Below are 21,734 nucleotides of genomic sequence, written 5' to 3' on the forward strand. Positions count from 1 at the left end.
AGTTGAAAAGAACTTGAATTTGGTCACTGCAGTAATGACGATTGCGGTCTTCCTCATTAGTCCATACACCTGCAATGGACCATTGAAATGCATTGTCCTGCCGATACGTTAAAGCGTAATCAACGCATCCGGGTAGCAATGCGAGGCGATCAAGGGCGTCTTGGACTTCAAGGCAGGGCCGAGTTGGACAGACATGGAAGTGCACCCTGATTTGATTGTAACTTTCGAAAGTTTGTCGTTCTTCCGATAACTGGTTCATTCAACACCTCACGGATTTCCTTCACGCATTCAATTGACAATATGCCGCTGCAGAAGGATCACTATGTAGGTCGATCAGTGAGTGAACCCTTTGTAGTTGGATCATATTTCCGGGCAGCCGAAAAGAGAACGCGCGCCGACATTTAGGACTTACACGAATTTAGCGCGAATCTCGCCAGCCCTTTAAAACCGCGGCGCTAATTGATTTACATCGCTGGGGTGTAGGTCCTAATCCGCAGCGCACCTGTATTCCCAAGTCCGACTGGTTGATGCTGATTCCAGACCTGCAACCGGTGCCGTGACTGACAGGTAATGGCGATAGCCAATATGCACCTGCTTCTTATACGACACCTTTAGTTAGCTGCGTTGCCAGGACACACCTATGAAAAGTTTAGCGATCATTATCCCGCCGAGGCGGATTGACGCGCCGATGCTCATGTCGTGCCTGGGCGTATGGCGCAAAGAATATAACCTCAGGATTTTCTCCGTCGACGTCCGGAATACGGTCGGAATGACCTTTGAAAACATCAACATTCAAGATCTGGAAGAGCTGCATAGCGAATGCTTCGATGCCATCGCTGTCATGGGCGGAGCTGGAACTAAAGAGTACCTATGGGACAACATCAATGTTATCGCCCAGCTACAGAAATTCGATAAAGCCCGCAAGCTGGTTGCCGGAATTGGCCTGGGCTCAATAGTGCTCGCCCAGGCAGGCGTTCTGGTTGGAAAAGAGGCGACCATCGACAACTCGGTCGAGTTGGTGATTCAGCTGAAAAGTTATGGCGCACTATTTATTCCCGACGATGTTGTGACATTGAAATGGATCATCACCGGCAACGGAAAAGATGTTGGAGCCTTTGCACAAGCCGTATCGATCTGGCTTCGAACGTCCCCCCGGCAGATCATCAAGTAGCGTCGGCCAGACTTCAAAACATACACCACCCGCGATCAGCATGAGGATTAAGACATGAGCTTTATTACTTCCACGCAGGGCGCCCTGACCGGTGATTTGGCAGGCAAGAACATTGTTGTCTTTGGCGGAACCTCCGGAATTGGCTTGGCTGCCGCGATTCAGTCCAAGGCCCGCGGTGCAAAAGTCATTGTCCTGGGTTCAGATCCGCAACGCGCAGAGCAAGCCGCCAGGACCTATGAGCTGGATGGGTGGCGTGCGGCCGACATCACCAAACCCGAACAAATCCATGCCGCGCTGGCAGACATCCCACAGGTTGATCACCTGGTGTTGTTGGCCGGTACCTTCGTCGCAGGCAAAGTGCTCGAAGCGGACATCCCGTACTTGCAACGCGCTTTTGATGAGCGGATCTGGGCGTCGGTGCATGCCTTGCGGGCTCTCGGCGATCGCCTTTCCAAAGAGGGCTCGGTGACTTTTATTTCAGGGGCATTGGCAGATCGGCCAAACGCTTACGGCACCGCTGTGCTCGCCGCTGCATCAGCTGCCATGGAGGCATTGGCCCGTGGCCTTGCTCTGGAACTGGCACCTATCCGGGTCAACACCCTGTCTCCGGGCCCCATCAACACGCCAATCCTCGCGAAAGCCTTGGGCGATGCGCGCGACGGCTATGTCGCCGCGCTGGAGCAAACCCTGCCGCTACATCGCCTCGGCACGGCGGACGAAGCGGGTGCAGCCGTGATGTTCCTGATGAGCAACGGCTTCATGAACGGCGCCACGATCAATGTCGATGGCGGTTCGCGGCTGGTTTGACGTCGAGACATCTCACGCGCCGCGCCGTCTTGACGTGGCTAAGCCATAACAGAAAAGGAAAATATGATGAGCAACGTCGTTCTTGTGACCGGAGCTTTAACCGGGATTGGTCGATCCGTCTGCCTCGCATTCGCCCGCAACGGTGCATCGATCGTGGCAACCGGCAGGCGTGCCGAAGCTGGCGAATCGTTGCGTAATGAACTGCTCGAGGCAGGCGCTGCAGACGCTGACTTCGTCAACGTCGATGTTCGATTCGAGAATAACGTGGTGACGGCTGCGCAATTTGTCGACGCCAAATACGGCCGCCTGGATGTTGCCGTAAACAACGCCGGCCTCGAAGGGACGTTCACTGACATCGACCAGATCACCACAGAGATCTACCGGGAAGTGTTCGATACCAATGTGCTGGGGCTCGCGCTCAGCATGAAGCACGAGTTGATCGCCATGAAACGGCAGGGCTTTGGCAGCATCGTCAACTTGTCGTCCATCGGCGGCAGCGTCGGCTTTCCCGGCAGCGCCCTCTATGCCGCCAGCAAACACGCGGTAGAGGGCCTGACCAAGTCCGCGGCGCTGGAAGTCGCCGCGATCGGCATTCGAGTCAACTGCGTCGCCCCTGGCCCTACCAACACGCCGATGCTTCATAGGTTGGCCGAGGTGGGCCTCACGGAAGAAACATTGAGCGGCCTGATCCCTGCGAAACGTCTCGGGACCCCTGAGGAAGTGGCGCAGACCATCCTGTTCCTCGCCTCCAGCGCAGCCAGCTTCGTGACGGGACAAAGTCTTGCCGTAGATGGCGGCTATCTCGCCCAGTAACACATTCACATAAGGCTGAGTGGGCGACAGATAGCCGCCCTCTCCTTACACGCTTTATACAAAACCAATGGCTTCAGGAGGCAATATGAAACAGGTAGTGAAAGCGGTGCCGGCGATGATCGCCCTATCGGTCGGGTCCGCAATGGCCGCCGGCAATCCAGTACCGGAACATCAAACCCAAGCGTTTCTTAATGCGCTGGCGGCGGGTGGGGGCAAGCCTCTCGAGCAGTTGAGTCCAAAAGAAGCCCGCGCGGTTCTTACGGGAGCCCAAAACTCGGTAAAGGTTGATATGTCGGGCATCGAGGTGAGTGACAAGACAATTACCGCCGATGGTAAAACCATCAAGCTGACGGTGGTTCGGCCTGAAAAAGTCAAAGGCGAGCTTCCAGTCTTCATGTTCTTTCATGGCGGCGGCTGGGTGCTGGGGGATTATCCGACGCATGCGCGCCTGATTCGTGACCTGGTTGTCTCTTCCGGTGCCGTCGCGGTGTACGTCGATTACACACCGTCCCCTGAAGCACATTATCCCACTGCCATTAACCAGGCTTACGCGGCAACCAAGTGGGTGGCCGAAAACGGCAAACAGATCAACGTGGACGGCAAGCGCCTGGCGGTGGCCGGTAACAGTGTCGGCGGCAACATGGCCGCCGTCGTGAGCCTGATAGCTAAAGAAAAAGCCACTCCCAAAATTCGATTCCAGCTCCTGCTCTGGCCGGTAACCGACTCCAACTTCGACTCGGACACTTATAAGCAATTCGCTGAAGGCCATTTCCTGACCAAGAACATGATGACCTGGTTCTGGGATAGCTACACAACCGACTTGAATGCCCGGGCAGAGATTCATGCCTCTCCGCTCAAGGCCAGCATCGATCAGTTGAAAGGACTTCCACCTGCCCTCGTGCAAACCGCGGGGCTGGATGTGCTACGAGACGAAGGCGAAGCCTACGCGCAGAAGCTGGACGCTGCCGGGGTGGATGTAACGGCGGTTCGCTACAACGGCATGATCCATGACTTTGGCCTGCTGAACCCGTTGAGCCAGGTGCCCGAAGTCAAAGCTGCCATGAGACAGGCGGGTACAGAACTCAAGGCGCATCTCAACTAAGTAAGCATCCCGCATGCCGATCACTCTGACGGGTGCGGCATGCATCAAATTGCACACCCGCCTCACTATCTCAGGCTCGAAAGGCCCAGGTAGAACGGGACAAAAAAGGCACTCGCCATGACTAACCTGACGCACAAACGCGCCACCGTTAACGGTGTTCGGCTCAACTACGTTGTTGCCGGCAAGGGTCCGGTGGTCCTCTGCATGCACGGGTGGCCCCAAAACCACAGAGAGTTCATGCCTGTTATCGACAGGCTTGCACAACATTACACGTTCATCGCCCCCGATCTTCGCGGCTTCGCCGACAGCGATAAGCCCTACCAGGGTTACGACCCCATCAATATCGCCAAAGACATGCTCGGCCTGCTGGACGTTGAACAGGTCGATCGCTTCCACATTCTCAGCCATGACCTGGGAGGCCCACCTTCGGTTGCCTTGGCATACTTGGCGGCTGAACGTGCCTTGTCGTTGGCAACCATCGAAACACCTTTTTTCGGCCTGGATTTTCCAGGGTATGTCGATCCGCGGGTGCCCTACTGGCATCTGAGCATGCACATGAACATGGACATCACCCGTGCCCTTGTTGAAGGCCGGGAGGACATGTACCTGCGGCATTTCTTCAGAGATTTTGCCTACAACCCTACGGCAATATCCGAGAGCGATATTGACTATTACGTTATGCAGATGCGCCAGCCGGGCAATCTGCGCGCAAGCCTGAACCACTATGGCTATATCCCGGAGATGGCGGATCAGACCGCGCAACTGACCAAGGAAAAGCTAATGATCCCGGTGTTGGCGTGGGGTGGCGAAGTGTCTTTTGGTGACCATTGCTACACCTCTGCAAAACACATCGCGTTATCTGCAAAAGGTGGCGTCATCGAGCAGTGCGGACATTGGGTATTCGAGGAACAGCCTGAATTCATCAGTGCTGAACTCCACCAATTCTGGCGAGGCGTAGCCACCTGACCGCTTGTTTCGCTGCGCAGATGAAAGCGGGAATGCACCCATTTTTTGGAGGGCCACGTCGTGACAATTGAATGGCTGTGCGCCCTCCTCGGGGCGATATTAATCGCAGATATCATGGGTTGGTGGGTCGTTCCCCGAAGGCTGACCGGTCTGCGCGCTGGCGTTAACATTGGTCTGTACACCTGTTACAGCGCGTCCATCTTTCTGTCCGGCAACTCACCCCTGCAACCGGTACGCGACGCTGACTCCGGGTCCTGGCAAGTGGCTGCTTCACTGTTGATGATCGTCTGGTGGTTTTTGAGTGCCCGGATGCTGACGGAATTGCTCAGCGCAATCCTGATATCCAGGACTGAAGGAGGCGGTCGCTTACTGAGGGAAGTGCTCGGCGCCCTGATTTTCCTGGTCGCCACCGTTGCTGCTGCGGCCTACGTACTGGAATTACCGGTAAAAGGGTTGCTGGCCACTTCTGGCGCGCTGGCGATCATTGTCGGCCTGGCTTTACAAAGCACACTCAGCGATGTGTTTAGCGGGATCGTCCTGAATGCCACTCGCCCTTATCAAGTGGGCGATTGGATTCAAATCGATGGTATGGAAGGCAGGGTAACCGACATCGATTGGCGCGCCACATTGTTGCTGACCTCGCAAGGCAGTACCGTAGTCATACCCAACTCGGTCGCGGCGAAAACCAAAATACAAAACATGAGCCGGCCTGAAGATCAACACGGGGTGACGATAAGCCTGCATCTGCCCCTTCGATTTCGCCCCGAACGGATCCAGGAAATATTGGAGCAGGCGCTGCTGGGTTATTCCGCGCTACTACCAGTTCCTACACCCAAGGTAATTCTCAAAAGCATAACGGAGGGCTTACTGGAGTATGAGGTGATTGGTTTTGTCGGCGCGCCTGCCGAAAAATCGCAGCACGTAATCGCCTTTACGACATTGCTTACAGGCATCTACGTGCATCCGGCGTTGATATCGCCACTGCCACTGAGATCCCTGCGTCTGAGATTACTCGCGTCGTTTTGGACGATGTGCGCATTTTCGCAAGTTTCACCTCAGAGGATAAAGATCGTCTCGCGATGAACCTGCAATCGTCCTACCTGGCGACCGGCGATTGTGTTTTGAAAGCCAACGAAATCAGTGAGCAGCTATTGGTTATCGGTAGTGGTGTGGTGTCCGTCCAGTTGTACAGCGGGAACAACTGGGTCGAAGTCGCGCGGATGGGACCAGGAGAAGTACTAGGTGAAGAAGGCGTCATGGATAACAAGCCAAACGGAGCACAATTCATCGCGCTTTCCGCCGTCAAGGTTCTTCAACTGCATCGGGATGAAGTGCGCCAGTGTATGGGCGAAAGGTCGCAATTACGCGCGTCCCTTACCCGCCTTCAAATGGTCCGTCAGCAGCACGCCCGCTCCATTCTTTTGCAGAAAGCGCCGACGGCGGTACCCGGAGGGTTTCTGAAATGGTTGAGGCATCACTGAACAATTGGCTCAAGCGATGAGCATAGCAATGGCTTTTTCATACGTAACAATGAAGTCAAAAGCCATGCAACAGTTTACAGAGCATGCAGGGTTCGAGCCTGAGCGCTTTATGCCTATGCATCCTCAAGGTCTTCGGCCTCCCGCAGGGGCCGCGCACACCTTCATCCCCTCCACTAACGGGTACCTTTATGCAAGAACCTGAAAACGACAGGCCAGTGAAAGCGAATACGCTTTCGTGGGGCCATGGCCCTCATACTTTCGAAGTCTTTCTTGAACCCACTTGCCCCTATTCCGTCAAGGCGTTCCTCAAGTTTGATGCCCTCCTCGCAGAGGCTGGCGAGGACAGAATCACATTGATCATCCGCCTGCAGTCTCAGCCCTGGCATATGTTTTCCGGCGTCATCATCCGGTGCATCCTTGCGGCGGCGACGCTTGAAGGGGGCAAGGAAAATGCCAAGGCAGTCATGGCCGCAGTCGCGGCGCATCGGAGGGAGTTCGAATTTGACCATCACGCGGGTGGCCCGAATTTGGACGCAACACCCAGGGACATCATCGAGCGCATCGAGCGTTACAGTGGCATCACGTTGGCAGAGGCCTTCGCAACCCCAACCCTGGATCAAGCCATCAAATGGCAGTGCAAGTATGCTCGACAGAATGGCGTCCACGTTTCGCCCACTTTCATGATCAACGGGCTGATCCGGGCGAACATGAGCAGCGGTGACTCGGTGTCCTCCTGGATCGAGCAACTCAACTGAGCCAATGCCGCTATCGCATAGCCCTTCAAGCCGCCTTAGCGCTGAGCATTGGCAGCCGATTCGACTATCACATCCCAGGGAGCCGGCACCGGAAACACTTCTTGTAGAAAGTCTACAAATGCCTTTACGTTTGGATTGCCTCTTCGGCTCTCGGGCCAAAGAGCGGTGATCACGAACCGGTCTACCGCATATTGGGGAAACACAGGTACCAACTCGCCGCGCTGCACATAAGGCGCGGCAACGTAAGTCGGAGAGATACCAATACCACCGCCAGCCGCTAGCGCCACTGCGACTGCATCGCTCACATCAATGGTCATGGTGGCGTCGGGAGTGATCTCGACGACTCGCTCCCCACCTGGAACGGCCACCGTAACGCCTGCCCCGAACTCTGGTAACGGAAATTGATGCAATCATGATTGACGAGGTCGTCAATGTTGCGCGGTTTGCCCTTTCTGGCGAGGTAGCCGGGCGATGCAAAGGTGCAGATTCGATGAGGTCCGAGAGGCTTGGAAACCAGCCTGGAGTCCGCCAGATTGCCGACCCTGATCGCGACATCTATCCCTTGCTCGATGATGTCGGAGAATTGATCGCCGAGTCGCAGGTCCACCACCAGCTTCGGATAACGCTCACGAAACGCCGGGAGCGCCGGGGCCAGGATGTTGACACCAATGGGAAGCGGCGCAGTCACCTTCAGAGTTCCTGACGGCTCGCCTCTCGACGCGACCGCAGCCTGTTCAATGTCCTCGATTTCCCGGATCACCCGCAACGCACGTTCGTACAGTTCGCGTCCCTCAGGGGTCAAGGTCAGCGAGCGAGTGGTCCGACTGAAAAGGCGCAGGCCGAAATGTTCTTCCAGCCGCTGGACACTTTTGCTGACGGCCGAGGGTGATACGGAGAGATCCCGTGCAGCCGCTGTATAGCTACCCAGCGAGGCCGTGCGAGCAAAGGCGATAAGACCTGTCAGGCGGTCTAAACCTATTTGTGCTTTCATGGCACAAGAGTAACCACTTGAAACCCTATTATCAACTTTAAAGGATGCGAATAGGCTGTCCTCACAGCATCAATTCGATGCCCCGAGGAGTAAACAGCGATGTCTGACATTTCCAGCCGCGGCCATACTAACGTACAACCAAACCTCCTACGGGATCGAACCGTGGTAATCGTCGGCGGTACATCCGGTATCGGGCTATCAACTGCAATTCAGGCCAAGGCGTCTGGCGCAAAGGTCTTCGTGATCGGTTCGAATCCAGACCGAGCACAGCAAGCCGCCGATACCCATGGGCTGGATGGCTGGCGTGCAGCTGATGTCACGAAGCCCGAACAAATCCAGGCCGCTCTGGCGGATATTCCAGCGGTCGATCACCTCGTGCTATTGGCCGGCACCTTCGTCGCCGGCAAAGTCCTTGAAGCCGACGTTACCTATCTGCATCGCGCTTTCGACGAGCGAATCTGGGCTTCAGTACATGCTTTGAGGGCGCTCGGTGACCGCCTTTCCAAAGATGGCTCCGTCACCTTTATTTCCGGTGCGCTTGCAGATCGACCCAATGCGTACGGCACGGCGGTGCTCGGCGCAGCATCAGCTGCCATGGAAGCATTCGCCCGTGGCCTCGCCCTCGAATTGGCGCCTATCCGAGTCAACACATTGTCTCCAGGCCCTATCGACACGCCGATCCTTGTGAAAGCCATGGGTGATGCACGCGATGGCTTTGTTGCTGCGCTTGAGCAGACCCTGCCGCTGCATCGCCTCGGCACCGCTGACGAAGCGGGTGCAGCCGTGATGTTCCTGATGACCAACGGCTTCATGAACGGCGCCACGATCAACGTCGATGGCGGCGCACGCCTGGTTTAAACCTGACACTTTCGTTCACCCTATAAGGAGGTCCACATGACCACACTATTCGAGCCCCTTCGTCTGGGCGCCATAACGTTACCTAACCGCATCATCATGGCCCCGATGACACGGGCCAGGGGAACGCAGAATCACGTCCCAACCCCCATCATGGTCGACTACTACGCCCAACGTGCGACGGCGGGTCTTATCATCAGCGAGGCGATAGGCATCAGCCAGCAAGGCCTGGGATGGGCTTACGCAACCGGCCTCTGGTCCGCTGAACAAATTGCCGGATGGCGGCTTATCACCGACGCGGTCCACGCTGCTGGCGGCCGAATAATCGCTCAACTCTGGCACATGGGCCGGGTGGTTCATCCCAGCTTCCTTGATGGAGCACAACCCATAGCCCCCTCGGTGACGACAGCGCCTGGATTGGCCCATACCTACGCAGGGAAACAACCGTACTCCCAGGCTCGAGCTCTACCGCTTGAAGAGATTCCGTTGCTGATTGCCGAGTTCGCCCAGGCAGGCCGGAATGCGTTGCTGGCAGGGTTTGATGGCGTCCAGATTCACGCCGCCAACGGATATCTGATCGATCAGTTTTTAAGGGACAGTGGCAACTTTCGCACCGACGCATACGGAGGATCGATTGAAAACAGAGTCAGGCTGCTCAAGGAGGTCACGCAAGCGGTCGCGGGAGTCGTTGGAGCAGATCGGACGGGTGTTCGATTAACCCCCAGCAGTCATGACCAGGGCGTGAGGGACAGTAATCCTGTGCCTCTGTTTATCCACGCCGCTGAAGTGTTATCCGAGATCGGCATTGCCCATCTCGAGCTTCGCGAGCCGCCGGCTGACGGGAGTTTTGGCGTATCGGAATACCCTCCAAGTGCAGCCATCATTCGTAATGCCTTCAAAGGCACGCTTATCCTTAACTCAGATTACGATTCGGCTCGTGCCCAGGCAGTTGTGGAAGCGGGTATTGCCGATGCGGTCGCGTTCGGACGTCCATTTATCGCTAATCCCCAGTTGCCAGAGGTGCTTCGCAGTCGCTTGCCACTGACGCAAGAGGATCGTTCGACGTGGTTCAGCCAGGGGAAGGAAGGCTACACCGACTATCCCGGGCTTTCTTTGCAGCTAGGTTGAAACAGGTAGGAGCGGCGTGTGGTGTCGTTTTGCACGCCTAGGCGTGCGTCACCAGAAGCGACTCACACTTATCTTTCAAGTACGCATAGAGCAAACGAAGTGCCGGAGTGAACTGCTTCCTATGCGGGCAGACGAAACTTAAAGGATAAAGCTCACCTGCAACCTCAGGCAGTAATACCTCCAAGTGACCGGCACTTACATCTTCACAAACGTCCATCCATGATTTGTACAAAATCCCCTCCCCCGCGATGGCGCATCGTCGAATGACGTCTGCGTCATCGCTTAGAACAGGGCCGTTTACAATAACGAAGTCACTCTCCGGCAACTTGGGAAATATCCATCTGTCGTAGAGTTTTCCATTCATATGGAAGCGAAGACACGCATGAGTCTTAAGGTCTTCCACGGACTTGGGCCGCCCGTGCAGCGCTATATAAGCCGGCGATGCAGCCAGTACGCGGCGATTGCCAGGCACTAAGGGCAACGAGATAAAGTCGGCGTTTTGTACCGTGCCATACCTGACGGCCACGTCTATGGGATCGCGAAAGATGTCCGAGACGCTATCGGACAACATCACTCGGAGCACCAGGCCAGGGTTGTCTCGTCGAAAATCGATCAGCCAGGGAAGCAACACATTTCTCCCGAAATCTGAGGCACTGGCGATCTGCAAAACCCCATGGAGTTTCAGATCGTCCTGCTGTAACCCGGCTCTACCCTCGCTGAGCGTATTCAGGACATCCCGAGCATAAGGCAGATAACGCTCGCCCTCTGCGGTAAGGCGCAGACTTCGTGTTGATCTCGCAAACAGGCGCGTATCAAGTTCGCACTCCAAGCGTTTGATAGCGGCGCTGATTTGAGCAGGAAAGAGATCCATTTCCCTGGCCACGGCGGAGAAACTGTCAACTGTTGCCACACGCACAAAGATGGCTAGGTCGTTAAATCTGATCATTACTGCGCTCTCTTAATATGAAACCCATAGACATTTAATTAAAAGACCATATAAGACGGCAGAACCAAAATGGTATTCCATGTGAGGCATATTTTTCGATCATTCCCTGAATCAATTCATGCGCGTTAACCGCATACTCAATTTACGAGGCTGCCATTACGTCTTCACAGCCTTTAGGGGCATTCCACATCCGGACGCCAAGCGCTTCGCTTCGTTGATCAACAGTGGTAGAGCGCTACTTGAAGAACATCTCTCATCCATCAATTACATGCGTAGGCGTCTAAATTAGGGGTTTCCGGGAGCCAGGGAAATGCGATAAGATGGAATTTCAGAGATGCCGCGATGGCACAAATGGACTTGATCACCGGTCCTGCCCGCTGCGGACGGTGTATTGAGGCTTCGGAGCTATTTAGCGCTAACGCTGATCAAACATGCCGAAGGATGCGGGATCGACTTCTGGAAAGCGCGTCGCCCACTGCGACGAAACACGTGTGCAAGTGCTGTAAGAGCCTGGTCGAGAACCGAGCAGCCAATCCTGCGTGTAGGCGCAAACCGGCGAGTCACCGAATCAGCCTGTGATCCTTTTTGACTACTTGACCAGCCAGGCGCAGGAGTTTCCCTCGCGCTTGGAAGCGACTAATCCTGCAGCCACTCTCCAAGCAGTTGCGTCGTTAACTCTGGATATTCCAACGGCGGCAGGTGTCCACATTCTGGTAACACAACCAACCGCGAGCGCGGTATGCCGCGTTGGATTTCCTCCGACTCGGTGCCAGACATGCAGACCTCAATGCGGATCCGGTGAGTAAACCTCTACCGTTTTCAGAGATGAGGCAGAACATCGGCTATCTTTCCGAGCTATTCATTCAATCCATAACATTGCCTTCCCAGAAGGCTGAGGACGCCACCCAGGATCAAGCCGCCGAGATCGGGGATACCGGCGGGCGACTGGGGGCAAAAATGGGGGCATAACTAGTTTTTTATCGCCTGAAACTACCGCCCTAGAGCCCAGTCAAAATGTTTTTCGGGGATCCGGACAGTCTGTGAAATGCTCATGCGGCCTTCGACGGAGGTCGCGTATCGCTCTGCCAGCGTGAGCCTGACCGACGAAGGCGACACATCGGCCCGGCCCTGGCCGCTTTTCACACACGTTACACGGAAGTCAAAGTGCAGCTTGAGCCGCAGGTCTTAAACCAACTCGCCTAAAGAGGCAGCGTTAAATCCGTTCAACTCTGCATAGTCGCCATTTTCGACCTTCGTTACCCAATCATGGTCACTGAGCAGGACGCGACCGACAGCGATCAGGTCAAACTCTTCTCGCTCCATGCGCTCGACGAGCCGGTCCAGGCTCGCAGGAGCTGATCCCTTGCCGGCGAACGCATTCGTCACGTCGTTATCCAGGCCAACCGAACCAACGCTAATGGTCGTGGCCCCCGTCACTTTCTTCGCCCATCCCGCGCAGTTAAGACCATTATCGCCGTCAATCTCGGGGAACTCAGGTTCCCAGAAGCGTCGCTGCGAGCAGTGCAAGACGTCGACACCGGCCTCGACCAGCGGCAGCAGCCAGTCCTCCATCACCGCAGGCGTTTCAGCGACGCGCACTCCGTAGTCCTGCTGCTTCCACTGGCTGACGCGCATGATGATCGGGAATTCAGGGCCGACCGCCTGACGAAATGGACGCTCGCCAAATTGCCCGAAGTTGAAGCGGCTCGGTTGCAATTTGACGAGGCGGCGCAGGCGAAATGACCGTGCAAGCAGCTAAGTGCTGACTTGCCTGTGAGGGCAGCCGAAGTGGATAGATAAAATCGTTAATCCTTTGACCAAATGGCTGCTCACCGGTCAAAAACGATACGTCAGCGACGTGCCGAAACCATTAGCGCTATTTTTGTATTTGGAGCTGTAAGCCCCCCTGGTTGCTGAAACATCATTGACCTTCACGCTTTCTTCCCACAAATAGGAATACGCAAAGTCGACCGTGACATTGTCGACTGGTGTCCAGCCCGCCCCCAGGCTGAAGACTGTTCGATCACCCGTAGGAATGCGCGGCGACCGGTTAGTGTTATTGGTGGGAGACTGATCCACGGACAAACCGGTGCGCAGCACCCATTGCTTGTTGAGTTGATACGCTGTGCCGACGGCATGGGCCCAAGTGTCATGCCAGTTTTCCTCTTCGGTCACCGTGCTCAACGAGTTACGCAGTACTGCCGGTAATCCTGTGTTTTCAATCGTGAGCGCTTTGAAGCGACTCCAGCGCGTCCAGGTGCTGCCCAGGTATAGGGTCCAGTTGTCAGTGAGTTGATGGGTTACTGATAAATCTACCGACTCGGGAAGATCAACATCCAACGAGGCGTCATAACTCTGACCGCTGAGGCCCAGCAGGCTAAAGGTCCCGTTCGTAACCTTGGTTTTTGCGTCCAGGTGGTAACTGACTTTTGAATGGTAGGCCACGCCCAATCGTGTACTTTGCGTCGCCTGCACCAGCACGCCGGCGTTGAAACCCAAGGCCGTATCGTCCCCACTGCTCTTGACCTTGCCATCGTTGGTACCGGGACTAAAGGCGTTAGGGGCCATCGCGGATAACTCACCGCTTATACGGTTGATGGTTGGGCCGAATCCAATCGACACCTTATCGTTAAAGGCATAGCTGACCGTGGGCTGGAACGTCAGCGTCGTAACCTCGCTTTTATTCGCATAATAACGACCCGCAAAATCGCTGCCGTAGTCGGTTATCAAGCCAAATGGCACGTAAAAGCCAACACCGAACGCCCAGTGCTCATCGATGGGTTTGACGTAATAGCCCATGGGTACCGTGGTCACGGGCACCATGTCACCGTCTTGCTTGCCACCGAAGGTGCTGTGGCTTTGGCTGATGTCAGATTTTGCGAAGAGCGTTGCCGCCCCCACGCTGACCTGTTCGTGCTTGAGGCGAGACATGCCCGCCGGGTTTCCAAAAACGGTGCTCGCGTCCTCGGCCGAGGAAGATCGACCGGCGAACCCGGTTCCCATCCCGCTGATACTCTGTTCGTTAAGGGCAAAACCACTCCCGAACACTTGCACCGATGCGAACGCAGCAGCGAAGCCAAGCGGAGTCTGGAGGCTGATTCTTTTCATTGTTATGGCTCTATGGGTGATGACTGTTTGATCTTGAACCAGAGGGCGTACATCGCAGGCAGGAACACCAATGTCAGCACTGTGCCGGCAAACGTACCGCCGATCAGGGTGTAGGCCAGCGTTCCCCAGAACACCGAATGGGTCAGCGGGATGAACGCCAGCATCGCCGCCAGCGCAGTGAGAATGACTGGCCTGGCGCGCTGCACCGTGGCTTCAACCACGGCGTCATAAGGCAACAGGCCCGCTTGCTCATTGGCGTGAATCTGGCCGATGAGGATCAGCGTGTTACGCATCAAAATCCCCGACAAGGCAATCAGTCCTACCAGGGCGTTGATCCCGAACGGTTGCTGGAACAGCAGAAGCATCGGCACCACACCAATCAGGCCCAGAGGTGCGGTAGCGAACACCATCATCATTGCCGACATCGAACGCACCTGAATAATGATGGTGAGTAACGTCAGCGCGATCATGATCGGGAACAAGGGCAGCAACGCCTTGTTCGCTTTACCCGACTCCTCGATCGCCCCTGCCAACTCAATGCGATAGCCCTTAGGCAACTGTTCAACAAGCGCTTGCAGTTGCTTCATCACGGCGCTGGATACATCTGGAGGCTGAAGACCTTCAGCCACATCGCCGCGTACGGTGATGGTCGGCGTGCGGTCACGACGCCGCAGGATGGGCTCTTCCATACGAGTCTCTACTGTCCCGACCTGAGACAACGACACCCTTTGCCCCTGCGCTCCGGTCAACGTGAAGGCGTCGATTTTCGAGGGGTCAAGGCGTGTGTCACCGGCAGAGCGAGCAACCACCTGGACTGAACGAATGTCCTCGCGCACCTGGGTCACTGGCGCTCCGGTCAGCAGGAACTGAAGCTGCTGGGCAACATCTGAGGACGTCAAACCGAATGCCTGCAGACGATCCTGGTTCAGCTTCAGATGGAGTGCCGGAGCACGCTCACCCATGTCCGTATTGACAGTTCTCATCATGGGGCTGGCCGCCATGATCTGACGCACTTGGGCGGCGATATCGCGGAGCACTGTCAGGTCCGGTCCCATCACACGAAAGGCCACCGGGTACGGCGAATAAGGACCGAATACCAACTGCGTCACACGTACTCGGGCTTCGGGCGCCAAACCATCAGCCACGGCTTGCCGAAGCCGGATTTTGAGCGCCTCGCGCTCTTCCTGGCTTGCCGTCAGCACAACGATTTTTGCAAATGAGGGGTCAGGCAGCTCTGGTGCCATCGCCAAGTAGAAGCGCGGCGCGCCCTGGCCAATGTAGGCGGTGACGATCCGGGCCTCCGGTTGTTCAGCCAACCACGCTTGCACCTTGGCCGCGGCCGCATCAGTCTGCTCGATTGACGTGCCATAGGGCATCTGCACCTCAACCAGCACCTCAGGCCGGTCTGACGTGGGGAAGAATTGCTTCTTCACCACGCCCATCCCGAGAATCGCCACAATGAACAGGCCCACGACCGATATCGCCACCAGGCCCTTACGGCGAATAACCACACCCAGCACGCGTCTGAAACGCAGGTAATTGGGTGTACCGTAAATCGCGGCATGGCCGCCCTCAGGCACCTTGATCTGCGGGAGCAGTTTGACTCCCAGGTAGGGCGTGAACACGACTGCCACCACCCAGGAGGTGATCAGCGCAATGCCGACGATCCAGAACATGTTGGCGGTGTACTCACCGGCCGTTGATTTGGCAAATCCGTTAGGCATAAAGCCGATAGCCGTGACTAGAGTGCCCGACAACATAGGGGCGGCGGTGTGACTCCAGGCATAAGCGCAGGCTTTGATTCGGTCATAGCCCTCCTCCATTTTCACCACCATCATTTCAATGGCAATGATCGCATCGTCCACCAGTAGCCCCAGCGCCAGAATCAACGACCCAAGCGTGATGCGGTCAAAGTCTTTACCTGTCGCGGCCATCACAATGAACACTGCGGCCAGGGTCAACGGCACTGCCGCGGCGACGACGATACCGACACGCCAGCCCATGCTGAGAAAACACACCAGCAGCACCACGCCCAGCGCCGCGAAAAACTTGATCATGAATTCGTTGACGGACGCCTCTATGTTCACCGCCTGATCGGTGACCTTGGTCAACGTCATGCCTAACGGCATTTGCTCATTGATCGAGGTTGTTTCGGCTGCGAGCGCCTTACCCAAATCAAGGCCATTCCAGCCGTCGCGCATCACAATACCGAGCAGCAATGCGGGCTCGCCGTTGTTGCGCACCTTGAACGTGGAGGGTTCCTCGTAACCGCGCTTGACCTCGGCCACATCGGATAATTTGAGTGTTCTGCCCTGAAGGACAAGCGGCGTGTCGCGAATCTTTTGCAAGTCATCAAACGCGCCATCGAGCCGGATGAAAACCTGTGGTCCCTTAGCCTCAACCGAACCTGCCGCAGTCATCATGTTTTGCGCGTTCAACGCGCTGAAGATGTCTCGTGCGCCGATACCCAGCGTCGCCAGACGCTCGTATGACAGCTCGACATAAATGCGCTCGGACTGCTCGCCGATTATGTTGACCTTCTTCACGCCCGCCACGTGCAGCAGTTGCTGGCGCAAAGACTCGGCCTCGCGCACCAGCAACCGTTGTGGCTCGCCCTTGGCCTTGAGCGCATAAAGAGCAAAGGTGACATCGGCATATTCGTCGTTGACGATCGGACCGATCACTCCGGACGGCAAGCCCGCCGCCTCATCAAGGATTTTCTTGCGTGCCTGGTAAAACTCCTCCGGGACGGCGGAAGGTGGCGTGCTATCGAGCAGATAAACGGTGGTGAGCGAAAGTCCCGGTCGGGTGAAGGTCTCGGCCCGGTCGTACCAACGCAGTTCCTGCATGCGCTTTTCCAGCTTTTCAACCACCTGGTCCTGCATCTCCTGAGCCGTCGCACCAGGCCATGCAGTGACCACCGTCATTTGTTTGATGGTGAAGGCAGGATCTTCAGCCCGCCCTAGTTTGAAGAAGGCATACAGCCCTCCTATGGATATCAGCAGGATCAAAAACAGCGTGATCGAACGCTCACGCACGGCCAGTGCGGACAGATTGAACCCGGTCATCGGCGCACCTCGGCCACCGGTGCCTGAGCGCTGACGGCCGTTTGAGACTTGACCCGCTCCCCTTCACTTAACAGGTGAGCGCCCAACGCGACAATACGATCGCCGAGCTGGAGGTTGCCCATCACACGAGCGGTCTCCGCACTGCTAAGACCAAGGAACGTGACAGGGCGCCATGTCACCTGCTCAGGTTCGCCCCCAACGACCCAAACTCCAGGCCCTTTACCCGCGTCGTAAAGGGCAGCGACAGGCACTTGTAATTCTTTGGCGTCGGTAGCGGGCGTACCGGCAATGACAACCGAGATGGTTGAACCCAACGTGGCGTTGGCAAGGGTGCCCTCCAGCACATAGCGTGCCTCGAATGTACGGGTTTGCCGGTCAGCTGAGTCAGACAGCTGGCGTAAACGCGCACTGCCGGCAGATTGGTTTTGCCCATACAGCTCCACCGTCGCCAACGACCCCAGCGCGGGACGAAGCGTTTCGGGCAATTGGATCACCGCCTCGCGCTGCCCGGAATGGGCCACACGGACTACTGCCTGACCTGCGCTGATCACCTGGCCGGGCTCTGCCAAAGTCTCCACAACAACTCCGTCGGCATCGGCCAGCAACGTCGAATAACCTGTGGCGTTTTTTGCCACATCCGCCTGGGCCTTGGCTGCGTTAAGTTGCGCTGTAGCCGTGTCGGCCGCTGCTTTGAACCCTGCGTAAGCTGAAGCAGATACAGCACCGGTCGATACCAAGGCGCGGTAGCGACGCTCGTCATCGCCGGCCTGTCGGGCTCGGGCCATGGCGGCCAGCACCACTTCCTGCTGGGCCCGCGCGGTCAGCGTCAAATCGTTAGCATCGATTCGCATGAGGGGTTGCCCGCGCTTGACGCCCTGCCCGGTATCCACCAACCGTTCCGAGACTTTCCCGGAAACTCGAAAACCGAGATCGCTCTGAACGCGAGTAGCGACGGTGCCCGTGAATACACGCGCTGCGGGTACAGAGGCTTGAACCGTACCTACACGCACCAAAGGCACCTGGAGGCGAGGATCTACAGGCGTTGATTCATTGCAAGCGGCTAACGCAAACGGCAATAAGCCAATGAGAATGAATGGCAGGCGGCGCTGGATCATAAAGACCTCTTGAAAGCAGATGCGCCATGCTTATTCAAGTGACCAATTAAGTCAATGGTCACAAATCGGGTAAATGAACGGTGCTCTGTTGATCAGAGCACCGCAAAGAAGTTTGAGATCAGATTTTAGAGGTTGGCACTAAAGCGGGTTCGCAATGCGCCTGTGAGCCAGGTCGATCAAGGCATCAGGCTGCGCAAGATCAGGTTGGAAATGAGCCCGGGCGCTTCATCAACGACATCAAGGTTGTACTGCAACAGCAGCGGATTGATAAAGGGCCGTAACGCGAGATGGATCGACTCGACTGTGTCGTCCAGCGGTGACTTGCGCTCGAACTCACCCAGTTCCCGTCCCTCTCGCACGATCTGCTGCACGAAGCTCTTGATCCGCGCATCGTAGGCTTGCGAACTGGGCCAGCTCTCAGAAGCGGCAAACGCGGCGATGTCGTAGAGCTTTCGTTCATTGAAGAACAGGTCTACACCCTTGGCGATCAGGGTTTTGACCAGCCGCCGAAAGCGCTCAGTGGGCGAGATACCCTCCACATGGACGGCCTGCTCGACGGCCACAATGATTTGCGCCAGGCAATTTCCACAAATCGCCTCACCAATCGCCTGCTTCGAATCGAAGAACTTGTAGATGTAGGCCTTGGAAAAACCGATGGCTTTGGCCAGGTCGGAAACCGTGGTTTTGCTGTAGCCGTATTGACTGAAGTGTTGGTTGGCCGCCGCGACAATTTGGTCTCGAATGTCGTGATCGGCTGGGCCACGGGCGTTGGGCGAAGAGAATGATGACTGGTTCATGAGATTAGATTACGCACCCTGAGGAGGGTTGACAACTCGTGACCCGATTGTAATGTAGTCACACCTTGCCCGCCCGGCCCGCAGCTGTTCCTGCGCACTCGAAAATGAATGCCAATCAAAAACGCACCAACTCATTATTTTTCGGTGAAACCGAAAGCATTTGCTTAACCCAACGTTATCTCAGTCCTCGTGGTGAAAAAATGTCGGGGCAATAGCTTTCATTCCGGTTATTAGGGCGGTTCGAAGGCGTTTATACTGCGCCCGCTTTTGATGAATGTGTATTCACCAACATCGGTACTTTCTTGAAACGCGATCTTCGACTGGCTACTTTGCTGACTGCCCTGGTGTGTATATCCGTGGTGCTATTGACTGCGTGGCAGATATGGACGGCTCGGGAAAGCACCTTGAGTGATATCGAAACCGACATCGTGAATCTGACAAACGCTCTCAATACTTATACCGAGGGCGCCTTCAAGCAAAGTGAGCTGGTACTGCTTGGCTTGACAGAAAGGATCGAAAAAGACGGGACTGGTCCGCAGCAGCTCGAACGTTTGAGATTACTGGTGGCGCAGGAGATGAATGCGCTCGCGCAATTGAACAGCGTGGTGCTGTATGACGCCCAAGGGAACTGGACGTTTTCGAGCGAAATGCCGGCCTTGACTCAGACCAACAACGCTGATCGTGAGTTCTTCAAACATCACCGCGACAATCGGGATCGCGGTGTTTTCATCGGTCCGGCGATTCTCAGTCGCGCCACCGGCGCCTGGGTGATTTCGGTCAGCCGACGTATCGATCATCCGAATGGAGATTTTGCCGGTGTGATCGCTGTCACCATCAGCCTCGAACATTTTCTCAAACTTTATCGAACCATTCACGTAGGCCAGTTCGGTGCGATCAGCCTGACCTCCTCCGACGGGCATCTGCTGGTACGGTTTCCCTTCCATGACGAGGATATCGGTCGCGACCTGTCGCGGGCCCCCATATTCTCCCAGCATTTGCGTAGCACATCGTCAGGGACCGTGGCCTTTGCTTCAAAAGTCGATGGCATACATCGGATCTATGCGTTCAAGCGAAGTGATCAATATCCCCTGGTGACGACTGTTGCCTTAGGCCAGAGCGAGGCGATGCAAGCCTGGTGGACCCAAACAAAACAATTCTCCGCGGTAGTGGCATTGCTGTTGGGGCTGTTGGTCGCTTTGGGCCGAAGGTTGATCTCTCATATCAGTCGTCGTATTGGGGCCGAGAAAAAACTGCGCACTGCACAGACCGCATTGATCGAACTTAACCATTCGCTGGAGATTCTCGCCCGCGAGGACAAGCTCACAGGTCTAGCCAACCGACGGTATCTCGATCAGTTTCTGGATGTCGAATTCAAGCGTGCAAAGCGACTTGGAAGTCCTTTGTCTCTGATCCTGGTCGATGTAGATTTTTTTAAACGTTACAACGATCACTATGGGCATCTTGCCGGAGACGAATGCCTGCGCATTATCAGTCAGTCCATCCAGCGCTGTGTGCGTCGTCCAGGTGACATGACGGCGCGCTATGGCGGCGAAGAAATTGCTGTGGTGATGCCGAATACGGATGAGTCAGGAGCGCGATCGGTTGCCGAGGCAATTTTGCGCAGTATTGCCGATGAGCGACTTCAGCACCTTTGCAGCCCTTTCGGGATCGTGACTGTCAGTCTTGGGCTGGCGACTTGTGCCCCACACGATAGCGATCACAATGAAAAGACCTTGATCAATCGGGCTGACCGTGCGCTCTACCTGGCAAAGTCTCAGGGTAGAAATCGAATGAGCACTGCACCGGCAAAGGAGGAGGAAGAACTTAACGTCGCGCACAGTACTTCAGGAAGATAGCGATGGTTAGGTGGCGCAGTGCATAGCGTCTGATACCCCCGCTCTCCCATTCCACATCGCCGGGTTGCAACGACTGCTCGATATCACTTGGATATCAGTCTTTCGCAGGCGGCGAGCAATACACAGGTACAGATCGCCTGAGTGGCCACCTCCAGGTCAGTCAATCCCGGTGATGAGGGGGCGATACGCAAATGCTGATCGAGAGGATCGTGACCGCGCGGATAGCACGAACCTGCCGGGGCCAGATTGACTCCTAGCGATCGCGCGAGCACTACGACACGTTTTACGGTACCAGGAAGGACATTCAGACTGATGAAGTAACCACCCTTGGGTTTGCTCCAGCTAGCAAATTCAAATGGGCGAAGGCTGGAATCCAATTGATGAAGTACCGCTGAAAATCGCGGAGCAAGCAGTTTTCGATGCCCGTCCATCAGCGCTTTCAACCCATCGAGATCCTTCAGATAGCGAACGTGGCGTAGCTGATTCAGCTTATCCGGTCCGACACTTCTGATCGCGGCGTGGCTTAGCCACCACTCGACGTTGGCCTTGGACGAACCAAACAATGCGAGACCGGCTCCGGCGAACGTTATCTTCGAGGTGGAGCCAAAACCAGGGCTCGATCCGGGTGCCCGTGACGTAAACAGGCCTGATAGATACTGGATATCTCAATGGCGTCCGAAGTCAGGTGATGCAAGGTGTAGGCATCATCCCAAAAAGCCGAAAGTCCAAAGCTGCTGTCGGCATGGATGCCAAGGCTTCAATCACCTCGTCGCTG

At 56.0% G+C, this 21,734-nt stretch carries 18 protein-coding genes and 3 pseudogenes; 12 read left to right on the forward strand and 9 right to left on the reverse strand.

The window, feature by feature from the left end:
• Positions 1-640: 640 nt before the first annotated feature.
• The 8 genes from CES87_RS19130 (at position 641) to CES87_RS19165 (ending at position 7,095) form a co-directional block, all read left to right on the forward strand.
• Positions 641-1,171, forward strand: coding sequence for a DJ-1/PfpI family protein (locus CES87_RS19130; RefSeq protein WP_128607333.1), 531 nt, complete (start codon positions 641-643; stop codon positions 1,169-1,171).
• A gap of 54 nt (positions 1,172-1,225) precedes the next feature.
• Complete coding sequence (locus CES87_RS19135; RefSeq protein WP_128607334.1) at positions 1,226-1,978, forward strand: SDR family oxidoreductase; 753 nt, start codon at positions 1,226-1,228, stop codon at positions 1,976-1,978.
• A 66-nt stretch (positions 1,979-2,044) separates the two neighbouring features.
• The gene (locus CES87_RS19140; RefSeq protein ID WP_256590979.1) at positions 2,045-2,791 is read left to right on the forward strand and encodes an SDR family NAD(P)-dependent oxidoreductase; all 747 of its coding nucleotides are present in this window, start codon (positions 2,045-2,047) and stop codon (positions 2,789-2,791) included.
• Between the two features lie 85 nt (positions 2,792-2,876).
• Positions 2,877-3,893 carry an alpha/beta hydrolase gene (locus CES87_RS19145; RefSeq protein WP_128607336.1) on the forward strand — a complete coding sequence of 339 codons (1,017 nt, stop codon included), beginning with the start codon at positions 2,877-2,879 and terminating at the stop codon, positions 3,891-3,893.
• A gap of 117 nt (positions 3,894-4,010) precedes the next feature.
• Positions 4,011-4,859: an alpha/beta fold hydrolase gene (locus CES87_RS19150; RefSeq protein ID WP_128607337.1), complete on the forward strand. Its 849-nt coding sequence runs from the start codon at positions 4,011-4,013 to the stop codon at positions 4,857-4,859.
• Positions 4,860-4,919: 60 nt separating this feature from the next.
• Entirely contained in the window at positions 4,920-5,942 is a 1,023-nt protein-coding gene (locus CES87_RS19155; protein WP_128607338.1) for a mechanosensitive ion channel family protein, read from the forward strand.
• On the forward strand, positions 5,939-6,340 hold the full coding sequence (locus CES87_RS19160) for a cyclic nucleotide-binding domain-containing protein (protein ID WP_128607339.1): 402 nt from the start codon (positions 5,939-5,941) through the stop codon (positions 6,338-6,340). The genes CES87_RS19155 and CES87_RS19160 overlap by 4 nt, the downstream gene beginning before the upstream one ends.
• Before the next feature lie 188 nt (positions 6,341-6,528).
• Positions 6,529-7,095, forward strand: a complete 567-nt coding sequence (locus CES87_RS19165) for a thioredoxin domain-containing protein (protein WP_178081450.1) — start codon at positions 6,529-6,531, stop codon at positions 7,093-7,095.
• 35 nt (positions 7,096-7,130) lie between these two features.
• Here the strand turns inward: CES87_RS19165 and CES87_RS33345 are convergent, their stop codons facing one another.
• Both CES87_RS33345 and CES87_RS19170 read right to left on the reverse strand, forming a co-directional pair.
• Positions 7,131-7,412 (reverse strand): LysR substrate-binding domain-containing protein, encoded by a 282-nt coding sequence (locus CES87_RS33345; RefSeq protein ID WP_256590980.1) that lies wholly within the window; start codon positions 7,410-7,412, stop codon positions 7,131-7,133.
• Entirely contained in the window at positions 7,409-8,086 is a 678-nt protein-coding gene (locus tag CES87_RS19170) for a LysR family transcriptional regulator (protein ID WP_256590982.1), read from the reverse strand. Before CES87_RS19170 ends, CES87_RS33345 begins: the two co-directional genes overlap by 4 nt.
• Before the next feature lie 99 nt (positions 8,087-8,185).
• On the opposite strand from CES87_RS19170, the gene CES87_RS19175 reads away from it, so the two are divergent.
• Both CES87_RS19175 and CES87_RS19180 read left to right on the forward strand, forming a co-directional pair.
• Positions 8,186-8,944, forward strand: coding sequence for an SDR family oxidoreductase (locus CES87_RS19175; protein ID WP_128607340.1), 759 nt, complete (start codon positions 8,186-8,188; stop codon positions 8,942-8,944).
• A gap of 36 nt (positions 8,945-8,980) precedes the next feature.
• Positions 8,981-10,069 carry an alkene reductase gene (locus tag CES87_RS19180; protein WP_128607341.1) on the forward strand — a complete coding sequence of 363 codons (1,089 nt, stop codon included), beginning with the start codon at positions 8,981-8,983 and terminating at the stop codon, positions 10,067-10,069.
• Positions 10,070-10,106: 37 nt separating this feature from the next.
• Here the strand turns inward: CES87_RS19180 and CES87_RS19185 are convergent, their stop codons facing one another.
• Complete coding sequence (locus CES87_RS19185) at positions 10,107-11,015, reverse strand: LysR family transcriptional regulator (RefSeq protein ID WP_128607342.1); 909 nt, start codon at positions 11,013-11,015, stop codon at positions 10,107-10,109.
• Positions 11,016-11,479: 464 nt separating this feature from the next.
• Here CES87_RS19185 and CES87_RS33350 point away from each other — a divergent pair.
• A pseudogene (locus CES87_RS33350) lies at positions 11,480-11,644 on the forward strand (transposase); the annotation flags it as partial.
• Between the two features lie 556 nt (positions 11,645-12,200).
• Here CES87_RS33350 and CES87_RS19200 read toward each other — a convergent pair.
• From CES87_RS19200 to CES87_RS19225, 5 genes and pseudogenes are all read right to left on the reverse strand, one after another.
• Positions 12,201-12,683: pseudogene (locus CES87_RS19200) on the reverse strand (12-oxophytodienoate reductase); the annotation flags it as partial.
• Between the two features lie 168 nt (positions 12,684-12,851).
• Complete coding sequence (locus CES87_RS19210; RefSeq protein WP_128607343.1) at positions 12,852-14,123, reverse strand: OmpP1/FadL family transporter; 1,272 nt, start codon at positions 14,121-14,123, stop codon at positions 12,852-12,854.
• Positions 14,124-14,125: 2 nt separating this feature from the next.
• Positions 14,126-17,191, reverse strand: a complete 3,066-nt coding sequence (locus CES87_RS19215) for an efflux RND transporter permease subunit (protein WP_128607344.1) — start codon at positions 17,189-17,191, stop codon at positions 14,126-14,128.
• Entirely contained in the window at positions 17,188-18,306 is a 1,119-nt protein-coding gene (locus CES87_RS19220; RefSeq protein WP_128607345.1) for an efflux RND transporter periplasmic adaptor subunit, read from the reverse strand. Before CES87_RS19220 ends, CES87_RS19215 begins: the two co-directional genes overlap by 4 nt.
• 176 nt (positions 18,307-18,482) lie before the next feature.
• Positions 18,483-19,103 carry a TetR/AcrR family transcriptional regulator gene (locus CES87_RS19225; protein ID WP_128607346.1) on the reverse strand — a complete coding sequence of 207 codons (621 nt, stop codon included), beginning with the start codon at positions 19,101-19,103 and terminating at the stop codon, positions 18,483-18,485.
• Positions 19,104-19,507: 404 nt separating this feature from the next.
• On the opposite strand from CES87_RS19225, the gene CES87_RS19230 reads away from it, so the two are divergent.
• Positions 19,508-20,959 carry a sensor domain-containing diguanylate cyclase gene (locus CES87_RS19230; RefSeq protein ID WP_256590983.1) on the forward strand — a complete coding sequence of 484 codons (1,452 nt, stop codon included), beginning with the start codon at positions 19,508-19,510 and terminating at the stop codon, positions 20,957-20,959.
• 83 nt (positions 20,960-21,042) lie between these two features.
• On the opposite strand, the pseudogene CES87_RS19235 reads toward CES87_RS19230, so the two are convergent.
• Positions 21,043-21,653, reverse strand: a pseudogene (locus CES87_RS19235) (hypothetical protein).
• Positions 21,654-21,734: the final 81 nt, after the last annotated feature.

The sequence above is a fragment of the Pseudomonas sp. ERMR1:02 genome (genome assembly GCF_002277815.1).
Classification (GTDB): Bacteria; Pseudomonadota; Gammaproteobacteria; order Pseudomonadales; family Pseudomonadaceae; genus Aquipseudomonas.